At 29.1% G+C, this 18,122-nt stretch carries 12 protein-coding genes; 1 reads left to right on the top strand and 11 read right to left on the bottom strand.

The features are described from left to right. Positions 1-11: 11 nt before the first annotated feature. Together K4897_RS04740 and K4897_RS04745 are read right to left on the bottom strand one after the other, a co-directional pair. Positions 12-278: a hypothetical protein gene (locus tag K4897_RS04740; protein WP_019265203.1), complete on the bottom strand. Its 267-nt coding sequence runs from the start codon at positions 276-278 to the stop codon at positions 12-14. 549 nt (positions 279-827) lie between these two features. Further along, positions 828-2,366: a glycosyltransferase gene (locus K4897_RS04745; protein ID WP_250415641.1), complete on the bottom strand. Its 1,539-nt coding sequence runs from the start codon at positions 2,364-2,366 to the stop codon at positions 828-830. A gap of 37 nt (positions 2,367-2,403) precedes the next feature. Here K4897_RS04745 and K4897_RS04750 point away from each other — a divergent pair, with 37 nt between their 5' ends. Beyond that, entirely contained in the window at positions 2,404-3,513 is a 1,110-nt protein-coding gene (locus K4897_RS04750; protein WP_080565170.1) for a glycosyltransferase family 2 protein, read from the top strand. A gap of 224 nt (positions 3,514-3,737) precedes the next feature. Here the strand turns inward: K4897_RS04750 and K4897_RS09155 are convergent, their stop codons facing one another. From K4897_RS09155 to K4897_RS04790, 9 genes are all read right to left on the bottom strand, one after another. Next, on the bottom strand, positions 3,738-3,956 hold the full coding sequence (locus K4897_RS09155) for a DeoR family transcriptional regulator (RefSeq protein ID WP_371921670.1): 219 nt from the start codon (positions 3,954-3,956) through the stop codon (positions 3,738-3,740). A gap of 62 nt (positions 3,957-4,018) precedes the next feature. Continuing rightward, positions 4,019-6,586, bottom strand: a complete 2,568-nt coding sequence (locus tag K4897_RS04755; RefSeq protein ID WP_250415642.1) for a glycosyltransferase domain-containing protein — start codon at positions 6,584-6,586, stop codon at positions 4,019-4,021. A 4-nt stretch (positions 6,587-6,590) separates the two neighbouring features. Beyond that, positions 6,591-8,129 carry a glycosyltransferase family 2 protein gene (locus tag K4897_RS04760; protein WP_250415643.1) on the bottom strand — a complete coding sequence of 513 codons (1,539 nt, stop codon included), beginning with the start codon at positions 8,127-8,129 and terminating at the stop codon, positions 6,591-6,593. A gap of 6 nt (positions 8,130-8,135) precedes the next feature. Beyond that, entirely contained in the window at positions 8,136-9,569 is a 1,434-nt protein-coding gene (locus tag K4897_RS04765; protein ID WP_250415644.1) for a glycosyltransferase family 2 protein, read from the bottom strand. Further along, positions 9,566-10,699: a glycosyltransferase family 2 protein gene (locus K4897_RS04770; protein ID WP_250415645.1), complete on the bottom strand. Its 1,134-nt coding sequence runs from the start codon at positions 10,697-10,699 to the stop codon at positions 9,566-9,568. The genes K4897_RS04765 and K4897_RS04770 overlap by 4 nt, the downstream gene beginning before the upstream one ends. 9 nt (positions 10,700-10,708) lie before the next feature. Further along, positions 10,709-11,713: a dTDP-glucose 4,6-dehydratase gene (gene rfbB / locus K4897_RS04775; RefSeq protein ID WP_250415646.1), complete on the bottom strand. Its 1,005-nt coding sequence runs from the start codon at positions 11,711-11,713 to the stop codon at positions 10,709-10,711. Positions 11,714-11,723: 10 nt separating this feature from the next. After that, entirely contained in the window at positions 11,724-12,281 is a 558-nt protein-coding gene (rfbC, locus tag K4897_RS04780) for a dTDP-4-dehydrorhamnose 3,5-epimerase (protein ID WP_019265194.1), read from the bottom strand. 1 nt (position 12,282) lies between these two features. Continuing rightward, complete coding sequence (rfbA, locus tag K4897_RS04785) at positions 12,283-13,152, bottom strand: glucose-1-phosphate thymidylyltransferase RfbA (RefSeq protein WP_019265193.1); 870 nt, start codon at positions 13,150-13,152, stop codon at positions 12,283-12,285. A 141-nt stretch (positions 13,153-13,293) separates the two neighbouring features. Continuing rightward, positions 13,294-17,826, bottom strand: a complete 4,533-nt coding sequence (locus K4897_RS04790) for an Ig-like domain repeat protein (protein WP_250416950.1) — start codon at positions 17,824-17,826, stop codon at positions 13,294-13,296. Positions 17,827-18,122 lie beyond the last annotated feature (296 nt).

Genomic DNA, 18,122 nt, shown 5'->3' on the forward strand with positions numbered 1-18,122 from the left:
TAATCCTCCTTTTATTTATTTGCAATGGATTCATACATTGCTTGAAGACCTAATATAAATATAGCAAGTCCTCCGATAAAATCAATGAAACTAGCATATTGAGAAGCAACAGTAGCACCTACAGTTCCTACAATTAACCAGATAATAACACAAATAATACTGTAAATACTTAATTTTAAAATATTTGCTCCAGCAACCACACCTTGTGAAGACAATACTAAGTTTTCGATATTACCGAAAATTAATAAACCTATAAAAGGTATAAATTCTTCTAACATTCCAATCACCATATTCCATATTGTAAATTTTTCCATTTTGAATAACATTCAGTGATGAAAAAATCTACACTAATCAACTTTAAAATTAATTGTATATAAAATTATGGTATAGATACAGTAACTGATTTTTTTAATATATTTAAAAATAATCTATGAAACTAAAAAAGCTTTAAACATAAAATAAGATATTATAATTTTTATTGAAATTTAATTAAGAATTTTAACCAAATTGTTAGAACAAGGAATACTATAAAAATTAATAGCTTCAAAATAAATACTTCTAATAATCAAAACACCAAAAATATATAAAAATAGAAGTTAGATAAAAATAGGTTATACATAAAACTACATTAACCCAATTGTTTAAAACAGTTAACTAAAAATATAGTACAATAATATACAATTTAATCTATATTAAACAAAGAATTATATAAAAACACTTTATTGTTATCAGTTATCATAAATAATAGTTAAAAATAAATATCTGAAGTAGCAATTATACTAATTTTTTAAACAATATTAATAAAATTTTAAAAAAAGTTGAATAAACTAAATTAATTTTGAAAATAAATCATCCCATTTATTTACAACTTCATCTAAAGAATAATTTTCCAAAACATCATTTAATGCATTTTTACGAATATTCTCCCTTAATGATATATCCGAAAGCAATTCTTCAATTTTTAAAACCCAGTCTTTTGTATCAGTAGCCAACAAACCGTTAACGCCATTTTTAACAACAGTATTATAAACCGGCATATCACTATAAACTCCTGGAATTCCCAATACTGCCAATTCAATGTATTTTAATTCGCTTTTCCCCAGATTGAATTTTGAATTCTCTAAAGGAACCAGTGCAACATCCCAATTAGCTACTTTTGAAAGCCATGGCATAAATACCTCAAAACACATATTATTTAAAGGAAGCTCAACAGCATCATACCAGTCTTCACATACATCATCTTCTGCATTAAAACCTCCAATTACTTCAAAATCAAAGTCATAGTTTTCTTTAAGCTTTAGAATAACATCTTTAATTAAAAATAAATCTTTAGAATGAGTTAGTGTTCCATAATACCCCAATTTTAATTTACCGTCTCTTTTAATATCTTTTTTAACATTGAAAACTGTATTTACATAATAATTATGTATTATCGTAGTTTTATTTGAATCAAATTTAGAAGCCAAATTAGGAGTAGTAACAGTTATTGCATCTGCATTATCAATGAAATTAGTTATCTGACTTCTGACCCGGTCAACATACTCAAAAGAAGGGCTGTTTTTTTCAACTCCCAACAAATCATCGTCAGTTTCATAAACAACTTTAATGCCATATTTTTTGCATCTGGCCAATAATAAATCCAGAAACGGTAAAATTCTTTGTACAACAACAATGTCAAATAGTTTAGACCTTAAAATATTGTCTATATCCATCATAACATAGCTATCCATACCATACATGAAAAATGTGTATTTATCAGATTTGCTTAGCTTATTAAATGGACCATGAAGTCTTATATATGGACATGGAGCTAAATTTTCAAAAGGATCATTTGTGAAAACACCAATTCTAATTTTATCTGAATCAATAGGTTTTTCAAGCTGAATATATGGAATTAAAGTACGTTTATCAGTTATATAGCAATTATCTTTAACTTCCAAATGGAGTTTAGTGTTTTGACCGTTATAATACTGAGTGAAGATAGGAGTTTCAAGTGTATTAACATAATTATTGTCAAAAACATTAATCTGATTGTTTTTAAAAAAACCATCCAGAACATAATCAAAAATAGGATTTTCAACCTCATATTTGCTTTTATAAAATTCCAGATTAAATACATCAGTTATATATGACTGCTGAGTAGCCAAATCATCTTTAACTCCATAATACAGATAATGCAAATTAACATCCATATTCTGAACCTTGCAATCGTCATGAACAGCTACATATTTGTCTTTATCAATTAATTCCAGGTTTTTAATCCTTGAATAAATTTTTTTATACATTGAAATCTTTTTAGGGCTGGCTTTTGATTTCATAGCTATGTAAGCTAAAGGACTGTTTTTAATGGATTTAGACAAATTCATAATATATTATATAATACCTTAACATAAAAATAAATTTATGTCTTATAAAGTCACTGTAATTATTCCAACATACAATAGCGTGGAATTTTTGGATTCAACAATAGCTTCAATTATGAACCAAAGCATCGGATTTGAAAATATAGAACTGATTATTGTTGATGATTACTCTACTGACAACACTCAGGAGTTAATAAACAGCTATTGTGAAAAATATGAAAATATAAAAACCTTTGAATCAGGTAAAAAAACAGGAACTCCAGGAAGAGCCAGAAACATAGGAATAGCTAATTCCACAGCAGAATATATAATGTTTATTGATCATGACGACAATTACCTGCCTGAAAGTGTTGAAAAATTATACGATGCAGTTACTAAAAATTCATGTGATGTAGCTATCGGTAAATTCCAAACATTTGGAGAACAAAAAATAGTCCCTGAAGACTGGATTACACAGGATGTTGTTTTAAATTCAATTGATGAAGATTTACGCTTTTTTTCAATAAATAATATCTGGAGAATGATATTTCCAAAAGAATTCCTTAATGAAAATAACATAACTTTCCCAGAGGGAGTTTTTGCTGAAGATTTAACTTTTATGATTGATGCTTTCGTAAATGCCTCAAAAATAGTCTTTATAAATGATATTGTTTATAATTTCAGATTAAGAACCGGTGACAACAGCTCAACAAGTTTATCTAAAGGAATGCATTATTTGGATGGATTAATTGAAGGATATAATAATACAGTAGATGTACTTAAGAAAAACAATGCATGCAAATATTACGACACTATTTTTAATCAGCATTTAAGCTGCTGGATTAGTGATGTGGCTTTAAGTGAAACAATTGACTTTGAAGATAAGAAGGAGCTGGTAAGTAAGTCCCTTAAATTATTTGACGAAATGGATGACATTAATCCGACTCCTGAAAATAATGCAATTAAAAGTATAATAACTCAGATAAGAGCCAGAAATCTGGATGAAGCCTACAGTCTCATGGGTGATTATCAGCTATTTAGAAATAGAATCCACCAGCTGGAAGTTGAATTGGCTCATAAAACCCAGCAGGTAGCTAATCTGCAAACTACAAAAGGCTGGTTTAAGTATAAAACTAAAAATATAAAACAGAGATTGAAAAAAAAGATTTGAATTTTAGTGTGCCATGATTCATCAAAGTGAAATACTGAAAGAAAACTTCAAAAAAATAATAAAAAACACAACACAACACACAATAATAAAAGCCCCATTCAAATATAATAAAACTTAAAAAAAATATTTAAGTGTGTCATGAGTGTATCATATTACAGATACTTAAAGAAACTTAAAAATAATAAACCAACCTTTTACTTTAATCAACATATCATTCCTAAGAATTATTTAATTGAATAAATAACTTCTTTGCCACTAATCTCATATTTTTGAATCAAATTTAATTCAACCAATCTTCTTAAATCTCTTGCTGCTGTGAATCTTGATACTCCAAATAATTCCCTATATTCTTTATTTATAATATTTTCATTATTTTGAGAAAGTATTTCTAAAAGTTTATATTGTCTATCATTTAAATCATATTTTTTGTATATAACTTTTATTTAAGAAATTAAAACAATTTTACGAAATAATATCAATTTTCCATTAATAAAAAACTTTTTTATCAGGATCCCCTCTTAAAAATTTCATCCCACTGTTTTGCACGGGATCTTAAATCATAGTTTTTCAAAATATCATCACGTGCATTGTTTAATATTCCATGTCTAAGCGTTGGGTCTTCAATTAATCGGGATAATTTATTTACCCATTCATCTTCACTATTGGCTAAAAATCCAGTTACTCCATCTTCAATAGTATTCTTATATACATCAACATCACTAGCTACTACTGGAACTCCAAGAGCTGTAAATTCAATGTATTTTAACTCACTTTTACATTTATTGAATTCTGTGTTAACTAATGGAATTATTCCAATGTCCCAGTTTGCCCTAGCAGATATCCATTTCATGAATGTAGCCATTGACATCGGATAATATGGTATTTTTTTAACATTGAACCAGTCTGCATTTTCATCAATAGATGCTCCAATGATTTCCAAATCGACCTGAATGCCTTTTTTAGAAAAAATATCCTTTAATCTTAATATAACATTATGAATAAGCTCCAAATCATTATTATGAGTCATTGTTCCAAAGTAACCTATTTTTACATAATTATTACCTTTATATGAAAATCCTTTCAACGGCAATACATTATCAAGATAGTAATTTCTAATGATTGTTACATTGCCTGACAAATTCAGGTTATCAAAACGTCTTTTAAGCTCTGAAGTACTTACAACTATTTCATCAGCTGCAGAAACCAGTTTTTTAATATTTGATAAATTACCTTGAATATAATTAAATGACGGATTAGATGGGTTGATATCTAAAAAGTCATCATCAGTTTCATAAACCAATTTAATTCCATGCTGTTTAGCTTTTTTAGCTATTTTAGTAGAATATGGATTTACTCTTTGAATTACAATTACATCGAAGATTTTTGATTTGATTATTTGGTTTACATCAATTAAAGGTAAAATTTCCTGACCATAAACAAAGAAATGATAGTCTCCGCTTTTGCTTAACTCTTTAAACAATGAATGAATCCTTATAAATGGACATGCATTCATATTATCAAAATTATCCTCTAAAAATACTCCCACTTTAATTGTATCTGTTTTAAATTCATGATTTGTATGAATATAATCAATTAAAATTTTTGAATCTGAAATATAACTCTCATCAGCCAGTTTTTCTTTTATCCTTTTAGTGACAAAAGCATCTAACTGCTCGTGTAAATTTCCATGCAAATACTCGACAAAATTAGGATAATTTCTATTAATAGCTAATTTTTTATTAAACCCTTTAGTTATATAATGAATAAGCGGGTCTTCATCAGATGAAATATTATTTGAGCTGATATAATAATATAAATCAAATATCGGATTGATATATTTTAATTTATCATCAATATGGTCTGTTTTTGAACCTTCCTCTATAAAGTGTAAAACAGCATCTCCAACCTCACCGTGTAATTTTTTGTATTCTGCTTCATCAAAAATGCCAAAATGTTTTATAGTATCATAAATATGGATATTTTCTTCTGCATGTTTATGTTTAACGAATTCAAAGATATGATTATTCTTAACTTTTCTAGCTACATCACCGGCTACCCTTAATGGTTTTGTAAGCTTTAAAGAATTGGAATTTAAAAAAGTATTGTATTCATTTTGCAGATATCCCACTCTGCCTGCAGTATCTATTCTATAACCTGCCATTCCTTTTACATCATTGATTAAAAGATACATTTCTTCTTTTGAAAGTTCAATTGTATCTCCAAAATCCATATTTTCTACCTGAGCCCCTATTTTAGCTCTCAGGTTATCACTGGTTATTGGCATTGAAAATACTACCTTATGGTGATAATCACCTTTATCTTTAGCCCAGTATTCATTGTCCCAGTAATAAATTAAGCTAACTGACGGATGAAAATCATTTTTCCAGCACACATATGCAAAACTTAGCTGATCCTGATTTGTAAACCTAATATTTTCCTCCCACCAATCTTCCATGACTTTAATGATTGCAGGATCATTGTGTTTTCTAAAAATAGCTCCCATTACCCCCAATCCATATTTTTTTGGAAATCCCTGATTTTTATAATAATTAATCTGTTCTTCCATTACTGCACGAGGATATCTTGGAATTATTTTAGAAGCTTCATATTCCTCGTAAACACAATCCCTTTCTGTGTGAACTACACAAAGCATTGGAGAGGAAGCTTTGATGTTTTTGTAGATATATTCCCTAATGCTTCCTTTTATTCTGAATGTTCCATCTAACCAAAAACTGTATTTATAATCTTTTAAATATTTATGAGGAAGTAATTTGTACTGTTTGGCTTTTCTATTGTTATCTAAAGTGCTTTCATCCATTTGAATAATTTTCCATGTGTCAGATTCCAGATTAGGATTATCTGTAAAACATATGTAATCACAGTTTTCATCAATTACTTCAGGTTCTTTTAAAGTATCATAATCCCCTGTGAAAGCTGTATAAATAGCTATTTTGTTATTTTTAATATCTTCAATTGTTTTGGCTGCATCTTCTGAGGAATGATTAAATAAATCCCTGTTAATGTGCTCCTTTGCAACTTCCTGATATGTTTCATAAATTTCCTCATAACTCATAGTATCACAAATATTTTTCCTTAATTTTATCTAAAAGATTAAATTCAAAGTCATTTTCACTTAAAACCATGTCATAATCATTATTATTTTCATCAGATATTAAAATTTTTATTAAATTAAGTCTTGAACTTACATTTTTAATATCATATTCCTTTTCAGTTGATATTAAAATATCACAGTCCTGACCAATATCCAAATCATCAATATTGGGAATCAATTTAACATTATAGCATTCATTGTTTAATTTGGAAACTACTTTTTTTATCAAATCATTATTTTTACTTATAATCGAGAAATCCAGTTTTTTATTTGTGAAAAACTTATTTGCCTCAATTTTATCCTTTAAAATTTCCTTAAAAATAAAGTCTCCCCACTTATCGACAAAATGCATTATATTCTGATAATTCAGCTGATTTTTCCTGTCATCATCTTCATGTCTGGTTGCAGATTCATGATGGAACAATAACACTGCAGGATTGTAAATTGTTTTATAACCTGCTTTGTATAACTTAAATGCGAAGTCAATATCCTCATATCCGTAAATATACTGTTCATCTAACCCGTTCAATTCAAAATAAACATCTTTTGGAACTAATAAACATGCTGCAGTATTTGAAATTACTTCTTTTTGATGATTTAACTCATCTGAAAAAAGCATTGTTGAATACATATGCTCATGATATGGGCCATAAATATAGGGAGTTCTTTCTTCTCTAAATTTTACACCTGCATGCTGGATTGAAAAGGATTTACCCTGACTTTTCATATCTTCATAGTAAGGAAATACTAATTTAGCTCCAATAGATCCGACATTTTCATTATTTAAGGCTGTTCCAACCATTTCATTAAGCCATCCATATGTCGGTTCAATATCATTATTCAATAAAAGTAAATACTCCCCATTAGCTATTTTAGCTGCATCATTGTTTCCTTTTGAAAAGCTGACATTTTCACTGTTTTCAATAACTGTAACCGGCAAATCCAAGGAATGCAGATATTCAACAGACTCATCGCATGATGCATTATCCACTACAATAATTTCATAGTTTGAATAATTTGTTTTTTTATCAAAATCTGCAAATAATCTTTGCAAATGTCCTAAACCGTTTCTGTTTAGAATTATAATTGAAACTAAAGGTTCGCTATCAAAGCTATAATTAGCTAAAAATAAAGAGTTGGTATCCAATATTTTCTTTCTGCGTGCAATAAAAGGATTTTCTTCTAAAGTAAAACCTTCATGATCATTGTCAATATAATGAACTAAAGGATTTAAACCCTTTCTTTTAATTTCAGGATATTCTTCCAAATATCTTTTTAAATTAAACTGAGCAGAAGGATTTTTATCTTCCTTATATCCATAAAATAAATAATGAACTAAAGGATCCATTCCTGATTTAGCAATGTGAGGATATGCCTTAAGATAATAATTTTTATCAAATAATCCTGATTCCATTATCTTATCATAGCTTTCCATGTATTTTTTTGCTTTTTTTGGATTGAATTTGGATTTAATTAAAAATTTTGAATATGAAATATCAGACATTGAAAATTACTCCTTTTTATTGAAAAAGCTAAATTTCCTTTTTTTAGGTTTTACCTGCAAATCATTTATAATATTGTCCTTTTGTCTAAATAAATTAGCAATATCATTATTAGTTAAGATTTCCAAATCAAAATTAATTTGAATACTTGAAATATCACTAAAATCAGCATCTAAAACATAACAAGGGTCCAAATTAGTAAATATTTGATAATCATCATCAACTGAGTTATCACAATTTGCATCACTTATCGGTAAATTATTAGTTATCCTACACTTAATAAAACTGCCTTCCAGCGGGTCAAAACGTAGTTTAGAGATATTACCAAAGTTTTCCAGGCTGAATTCAAGATTATTCTTTTTTAAAGGCGAATAATCAATAGCTACTTTATCAGATTCATTAAAACCCTTTCCCGTATCAACATATAAACTGGCTTGTGAATTTACTTTATTTAATCTGTTAAAATATTTATATTTGGCTAAAAATGTTTCAGCATCATACTTATCCAAATCCAAAATATCCTTTTCATAGCTAAGTTTATCTGGGAAAAGTTGTTTAAATCTGTCAATGTCTTCTTTTTTAAGTGGAATAATAACTGATTTAAGTTTATTAATTATTTTAAGCTCATCAGCCAGTGCCCAGTTGTAATAATAAGTCCAAAATAGAATATCATAAATAAAATTAATGTTAAGCAATTTAAGATAATTTAAAAACTCCGGATATTCATATCTTAAATCAAATATTTCTTTTATTGAATTTGAAAGATGAATAGAACTATCAACTGTAATGTTTTCAGTAGTTGAATCAGAATTCTTTCTATAGTAATAAATGGAATCTTTTGATAAAAATATCCTTTTAGCATTGATTAAAGCTAAAATAGCTACAATATTGTCTTCATAAAAACCTTTGGAGAATTTCAGATATTTAAATAAGCTTCTATGATAAATCTTATTCCATGGAGCTGTTGATAAAAATAGCTTAGGATTCTGCTTAATATCAGTTATTAATTTATTTTCCAAAGTATTTTGCTGGTGGATATTTATCGGTTCAACATAATCGCTTCCAGTGTATGTTTCCCAATTATAAATCAATAAATCTGCATTAAATTCATTTATTTTAGATAATGCATCTTCATATGCATTTTGTGATATAAAATCATCTGCATCCAAGTAAGTTACATAATCTGAGCTAACTTCCTTAAGAGCCATATTTCTGCTTTCACCGGGGCCCAGATTACTTTTATTTGAAATTAATTTAAAAGAGGGATATTTATCAGTATATTGGCTGATTATATCTAACGTACTGTCACAGGAATTATCATTGACTATTATAACTTCAATATTGTCTATTCCTAAGCTTTGGTCAACAACAGAATCCAAACATTCTTTAATATAATCCTCAGCATTGAAAACAGGAATAATGACACTTAATTTATAACTCATAATTTCACGATTTTCTTAAATTTACTTTTAATAGAAGTATCAGCTGACTGTTCTTTTAAATCATTGTTTTCTTGTGCTAAAACTTGATTTTCATGACGCAACTGTTCTATTACACCTTCATAATGATTAGCTAAAAATTCATAGTACAATTTCTTATAATTTAATTCGAACTCGATTCCATTGTTTGAAACATCTATTGCCTGATAAAATACCCTGTCATCAAAATGCCAGGTAGCTAAATGATTCTTGTTAACCTGATTTAGGGAAAAAAATTCATAATTTTCCTTTATTTTTTCAAGATATCTGTCTCTAAATCGTTCATCCAATCTTAAATAAACAAATTTGAGATTAATAACTGCAAATAAAATAAATTCATCCTTAAAACTTTCATAGATTTCATCTTCTTTTAAGAAATTTTCTATGGAAGTTAAAATCTTAAATATATCAAAGGATTTTTCAGTGCCTGTTGTGCAGATTGAATCATTTCTTATTCTGTAATTATAAATTGGAGTTCTGATAATTGAAACTTTATTTAATTTAAAAAAGATTTTGTAAAAGAAATAGGCATCTTCATAATTAAGTCCTTCCGGAAATCTAACAGCCAGTTTCTTTAGTGTTTTGACATCATATAATTTAATAGATTCATGAGGAATTCTAAATACAATTTCAGGGATGTTTTTATAGTTAAAATTCTTATTGTCAACTGATGAATCAAACATGTTTAATTTTGTAAAGTCATTTTCCTCATATTGCTTAGTTTCCTGATTAAAATATCTGTATGGGAAAATCACCATTTCAGAGTCCAGACTATTTGTCTGATTATATAATAATTCAAGGGCATTTAACTCTAACCAGTCATCAGAATCTAAAAATAGCAGATATCTGCCTTTAATATAATTCATTCCAGTATTTCTTGCACCGCTTAATCCTTTATTTTTCTGAGAAACTATTTTAAATCTTTCATCTTCAGATGCATATTCCTCTAAAATATCAATTGAAGAATCGTCAGATCCGTCATTTACACAGATTACTTCAAAATCTTCAAATGTCTGATTAGCTAAGCTATCCAAACACTCCCTGAGATATTTTTCCACATTATAAACCGGTACAACTACTGAAATTTGAGGCAAATTTCCACCTTATTTAAGATACATTTTTTTATAGTATTCCTGATATTCTCCACTTTTAACCTGGTCCATCCAGTCGGGATTGTCCAAATACCATTGGATAGTTTCTTTAATACCTGTTTCAAAAGTGTATTTTGGCTCCCATCCGAGATTTTCCCTAATTTTAGTTGAGTCAATAGCATAACGTCTGTCATGACCTAATCTGTCATCTACAAACTCAATTAAGGACTCATCTTTACCTAAAGCTTCCAATATTAATTTTACAATTTGAATGTTTTGTCTTTCGTTATGTCCCCCAATATTATAAACTTCACCAAGTTTTCCGCCATGTAAAACTAAATCTATTGCCGTACAATGGTCATATACATGTAACCAGTCACGTATGTTTTTACCATCACCATAAATCGGCAATTTTTTATCTTCCAGAGCATTTGAAATCATTAAAGGAATTAATTTTTCCGGGAACTGATAAGGACCATAATTATTAGAGCAGCGTGTTATATTAACCGGCAAGTTAAATGTTTCATAATATGCTCTTACAACCAAATCTGCACTGGCTTTTGAAGCAGAATAAGGGCTGTTAGGTTGTAAAGGAGTAGTTTCTGTAAAATAACCTGTTTCCCCTAATGTTCCATAAACTTCATCAGTAGAAATCTGCACATATTTTTCCACACCATATTCCTTGGCAGCATTAAGCAATACCTGAGTTCCTAAAACATTTGATTTAATAAATATTACCGGATCGCTTATACTTCTGTCCACATGGCTTTCAGCTGCAAAATTAATAACATAATCAGAATCTTTAACTAATTTATTGACAACTTCCTTATCTCTGATATCCCCTTTAACAAAAGCATAATTGTCCTTATCTTCAATATCTTTTAAGTTTTCAAGGTTACCGCAGTATGTTAAGGCATCCAAATTAGTAAATTCATAATCAGGATACTTATCAATCATATATTTTACAAAGTTACTTCCAATAAACCCTGCCCCACCAGTAATTAATATTTTTGTCATAATAATGCACCTAATACCTGATTTGTGATTCCTTTAGAGTTTTCCATTTTTTATCCTTATCAGATAATGTGATTTCATCAATTCCGTCTAATGGCCATTCAACAGCTATGTCCGGGTCATTCCACATAATTCCGCCTTCATCTTCACCATGGTAAAATTCAGTACATTTGTATACAAATTCAGCTTCATCAGACAATACTACAAATCCATGAGCAAATTTAGGAGGTATATATAACTGTTTTTTATTTTCAGCTGACAATATTTCCCCATACCATTTTCCATAAGTTGGTGAATCTGCTCTGAGGTCTACTCCAACATCAAAAACTTCCCCTTTAATAACACGGACTAATTTTCCCTGAGGATATTTTAACTGTAAGTGAAGTCCTCTAAGTACTCCTTTAAATGACTGTGACTGGTTATCCTGTACAAAAGTTAAATCATAACCTGCATCTTTGAAATCCTTTTCATTATATGTTTCCATGAAGTATCCGCGATTGTCTCCATAGACTGCAGGTTCAACTACAAACATTCCTTCAATATCAGTTTTTGTAAATTTAAAATTTCCCATATTAATCATCTTTAACTAAATTAAATAAATATTGTCCATAATCTGTTTTTTTAAGTTCTTCAGCGGTTTTTAAAAGCTCTTCTTTAGTAATATAACCTTTATTATACGCTATTTCTTCAAGACATGCAATATAAAGTCCCTGTCTTTTTTGTATGGTTTCAATGAAATTAGATGCTTCTAAAAGACCAGTGTGAGTTCCAGTATCCAACCATGCCATTCCTCTTCCAAGAAGTTCAACTTTAAGTTTTCCACGATTGAGATATTCTTCATTAACTGAAGTGATTTCAAGTTCTCCCCTTTCAGAAGGTTTTACATTCTTAGCTATTTCAACTACATCATTGTCATAAAAATAAAGCCCCGGCACTATATAATTAGATTTAGGTTTTTCAGGTTTTTCTTCAACTGAAAGCACATTCCAGTCATCGTCAAACTCAACTACACCGAAAGCTTCAGGATTGTTTGTATAATATCCAAATATTACTGCTCCTTCTTCCAATTTGGTTGCTCTTTCCAGTATTTCAGTAAATCTGTGACCATGGAAAATGTTATCTCCTAAAATTAAAGCAACATCATCATCACCAATGAAATCTTCCCCAACAATAAATGCTTCTGCAAGACCGTTAGGTTCTTCTTGAACTTCATAGCTGAAATTAATTCCTAAGCTACTGCCATCACCTAAAAGCTCTTTAAACATTGGCAAATCTCTAGGAGTAGATATTATTAGAATATCTTTGATTCCAGCAAGCATCAATACAGAAATAGGATAATAAATCATTGGTTTATCATATAAAGGTACTAATTGCTTAGATATTGCTTTTGTAATTGGATAAAGACGGGTTCCAGATCCTCCAGCTAGTACAATTCCTTTCATAAATATCCCTTTTAATAAATTTTATAATGTTTAAAATTATATTTTTTCTAATTAATTAAAATACCTATTAAAAATAAAATTGTGATTATAAATAAAAGAAGTATAAAAAAAGAAAAAAAGTAAGAGAATTGGGAATTCTCTTTAAGGACTGATTTTTATTGTGTTTCCTGTTTGGAAGTCGTTCCAGTAGGAAGTTATGATGTATTCGCCGCTCATTAATCTGATTCCTAAGCTTGCAATACCATCTTTATTAGTAACTTTGTGATAGAAGACACCATTTACGTTAAATGATACATTTTGGTTAGCTAATGGTTTACCTTGACCATCTAAAGTTAAAGCAGTGAAATTGCTGCCGTCTAGGTACTTCATAGAGAGATCTTTAGTTACTAAAGTTGGCATGACAGTTATGTTGTTAGCTCTTTCTTCACCGGTTGCCGGGTTGTAAGCTGTTATAACATATGATTTTGGATTTAATCTGATGCCTAAACTAGCTGTACCGTTTTCATCAGTTACGCGAGTGTAGAACACACCGTTAATGTTGAATTTAACAGTTGTGTTTGCTAATGCTTTTCCGTTGCTGTCTAAGAATTTAGCTACATATTTTGTTCCGTTACAGAAGTATAATGTAGTGTCGTTTCCAAAGACAGTGTTTTTAATAGTTACTGTTGCATTAGCTGTTGCTTTATCATGGTCTTTGGTTCCGTTAAATACAGCATTTACTTTGTATTCGTTAGGAACTAATCCGATACCCATGGAAGCTGTGCCGTTTTTATCAGTTGTTTTAGCATAAACTTTGCCGTTTACTGTGAAGTAAACAGTTGCGTTAGCTATTGGGTTTCCAAATGCGTCAACAAGTTTAGCTGTGAGATTTTGAGCACCTTTGAAGTATTTTACAACATCGTCCATTGTTAAGGTGGTTTTAGTGTTTTTATTAACTGTTATTGTTCCGTTAACTATCATGGAGTCGTATTTAGCATCTCCTGTGTAGAAGGTTACTACTTTGTAGGTTCCTTCATCTAAACCAGGAATAATAACTTTAGCAGTACCGTTAGTGACTGATCCTTTGTAATCTGTACCGTTTATTGTTACAACTACACTACCGGTTCCGTCTTTAGGAACAGTAACAGTAATTGTAGCATTTTCACCTTTAATAATATCTGCAATATCAACAGTCATATTATAATCAGACACTTTAGAAACAGTAAATTTAGTAGTATTTTCACTTGATAAGTATTTATTATCACCTAAATAAACTGCTTTTACATCATAAGTTCCATTAGCTAAACCAGCTACTTTAATAGAAGCCATACCATATTTAGTTGTTACATTATAAGATTTACCATTAATGTTTACAGTTACATTTCCAGTAGCATCATCAGGAACAGCTATATTAATAACAGCCTCATCACCCACTTTAATATCACTAACAGCAACATTTACAAAAGAACCTACTTTAGAAACAGTGAATTTAGTGGTATTTTCACTTGATAAGTATTTATTATCACCTAAGTAAACTGCTTTTACATCATAATCATTAGCAGCTAAGTTAGAAATAATTAAGACACCTTTTTCATCAACAATAGCTACATTATAAGATTTACCATTAACAACAACAGTAGCTACACCTAAAGCTACATTAGGAACAGCAATGTTAATAACAGCATCTTCACCAAATTTGATGTTATTAGCTGTGACATTTACAGCTGAAGGCATTTTAGCAACAGTTAAAGTAGTACTGTTTTCACCTTCAGTATATTTGTAATTTCCATCATATTTAGCTGTAATTGGATAAGAATTAGCTACCAAATTAGATAAAGTTAAAGAACCTTTACCATTATTGATAAGAACAGTATAGGATTTACCGTCAATAGTTACACTAACCAATTCATTAGAAATTTCATTAGGAAGAGTTATGTTAATAACAGCATCTTCACCAACTTTAATATCATCTACAGCAATTATCATATTTGTAGGTATTTTAGATACTATAAAAGAAGCATTATTTTCACCAGGTAAGTAATTATTATCTCCCATAAATCTAACAAGTACCTCATAAGTTCCAGAAAGTAAGTTTTCAACATTTAATTTAGCAGAACCATTTTCAATAGCTACAATATATTCTTTGTTATTAACTGTAAAAGTCACATTTCCAGTAGCATTAGCTGGTAAAGTAGCTATAATAGTAGCATTGTCACCTACATTAATATTTTGTACATCAACTGAAATATTAGACTCCATTTTGGATGTTAATACATAAAATGTATTTTTAGTACCAATATAAATGTTTCCAGTTTTATCCATAGCAGGTATACCTACAATAGCAGATCCAAAATTGTAGCTATCTAATACTTTACCATCACTACCAATTATCCAGAAAGTTCCTTTATCATCACCTAAATATAATGTACCATCAGCACCAACCATAATTGCTGAAGAAACTGTGCTTTCAATATCATAAAACTCAGAGATATTACCAGTTAAACTATCAATTTTATATACCATGCCTTTAGCATTTACAGTATATAATACATTATTTTCATTATCAATAGCTAATACTTTACCAATTCCATCTGGAACTGTAGTATTCCATATAATACCTCCAGCATTTAAAGCAAAAATTACATTATTATTACCAAAACAATATACTACATTATTGTCTCCAACAACTGGACGTCCACTAGTACCGGCATTTGAAATCTTAACTATATTATCTCCAGATTTAATATTTGCACCAATAATACCTTCAATAGTATTTACCCAAACATTACCAAGTTTGTCTAAAACAGGAGCTGAAAGAGTTCCAGGCTTACCATAACTAGGATTTTTAGATAATTTTATCAAGCTTGCTGAAAAAGCATACCCATAAGAAGGAGATGTAGTATCATTATTATAACTAGCTACTCCTACCCAATGACTACCAGACACTGACCCTGGACCATTATAAGGATATTCATGTGAAACATATATATTACCTTCTGAATCCACAATAGGAGTGAAAGCACTTGATAATTGCCAAATATTGCCTGAAACTTCCTTTCCAGTGGTTTTATTAACAATAGTTAATTTATTTCCAGATTCAGGTGCAATAATATAATCATTATAAAGAGCTATACCTGCAGGCATCCATGAATTAACCTTCCATCTTGAAGTACCATTATTATAAAAAGAAGAAATAGTATTGCCATAAACAACATAAATATTACCCTCTTCATCTATAATAGGGCTTGAAATTAAAGCTAATGAATTGCTCCAAAGAACTTTTAAAGATTTAATACCATTATATGGAGATTGTCCGGAATTTTGAGCATCATGCCCTGTCATAGCCCATTGAGGGCTTGTAACATTATCATCAGGGTTTGCTACAATTGGTTGGTTTAATCTAATTGATTGAATATTTAAAGATTTTAATAAATTAGAATCTTCTGGAGTGCAATTAATAAAAGTATTATTTACACCTCTAATGGTTTGATTACAATTAATAAAAGTATTATTTTCAAACGTGTAATTACCAGCAGAAATTTGTACGGTGTTTTCAGTAATATTAGACCAATGATTATTAAAAGTATTATTATACACTTGTAAAAATGGAACTCCACCAGTAGCATTAGGATAGTTTGCATTAAATGCACAAATAGCTAATCCATTTCCTGCTGAATTATTAGTGAAATTAGAACCATGGACATTTAAATATCCCCCATTTAATGCAGTAATTGCTCCACCATTTCCATCAACTGCAGTATTTTTATTATTTTTGAAACTGCAATTTTCAATAGTGATATTATAAGAAGATCCGAAATTATAAGATCCTATAGCTCCACCACCAGTAGTAGTATCACATATATTTTCATCAAAAGTGGAATTATATACTTCAAGTTTACTGTAAGTAAATAATGCTCCACCATTCCATCCTGCATGATTTTTTATAAATTTAGAACCACTAATACGAGTTTGAGCATTAGAATGAGTGTGAATTGCTCCAGCCCACCAAGTAGCATTATTACCAACAAACATTGAATTGGTTACATTTAAAATACCACAGTTATTAATAGCTCCAGGTTCTACACTTGCATTATTATTTACAAAATTACAATTATCCACATTCATACGAACATTACTACCATAATTAGTTATAGTACCATATTGTGTATGACAATTAGTAAAAGTACAGTTGTCAAGATTCATTAAGCCTTGAGTATTATAAACTACAGAAGTTTTACCAGCACCAGTAGTAATATTTGAAAAAATACAGTTATTTAATTCATTATTTCCAGCAGACTGGATAAAAATTTTACAATTACTATCTTTAAAATTCACATTTAAAAATGTAATATTAAGATTAGAATTAGAATTAAAAAATGGAATAAGATTAGGATTATTAGTTGTGATATAAGTATCAGAACTACCTATTATAGTAGCACTATTTCCAAAAACAATTTGACTATTTGCATTATAAGACTGACCAGTTAAAGTAATAACTTTATCACCACTACTTTGACAAGCTGTTTTTAACTCATCCCAAGTAGCTGCACTTGTACTAGCCACCTCCTGATTTTGTCCAACATCAATAATTGATGCTTCATCAACTGAAATACAATCATCTACACTTGAAGTAACTTCAACAGTAGAATTATCATTTAAATCAGTTGCACTAACAGCACCAATACTACAAATCATCACTAAACAAGCGATTAAAATATATTTATAGTTTGATTTAATATTAAATCCCCCAATTAAATTATGCTAGTTAAGTAAACTCAATAAATTATTCAATACCAATCATCTTTAAAAAAAACAAATGTAAATATAACTGGATATTTATTAAATAAGTCTTAACTAATTGAATTATTTATCAACATAGTATATAAATATAGTTATAAATTACCTAAAATAACAATATACGTAAAATATATTTAATAATTTAAAAAAAAAATAAACAATCTCATAAAATTTATGGAACAATATGTGCTGAT

Origin of the sequence: Methanobrevibacter sp. TLL-48-HuF1 (assembly GCF_023617305.1) — an archaeon.
GTDB lineage: Archaea > Methanobacteriota > Methanobacteria > Methanobacteriales > Methanobacteriaceae > Methanocatella > Methanocatella intestini.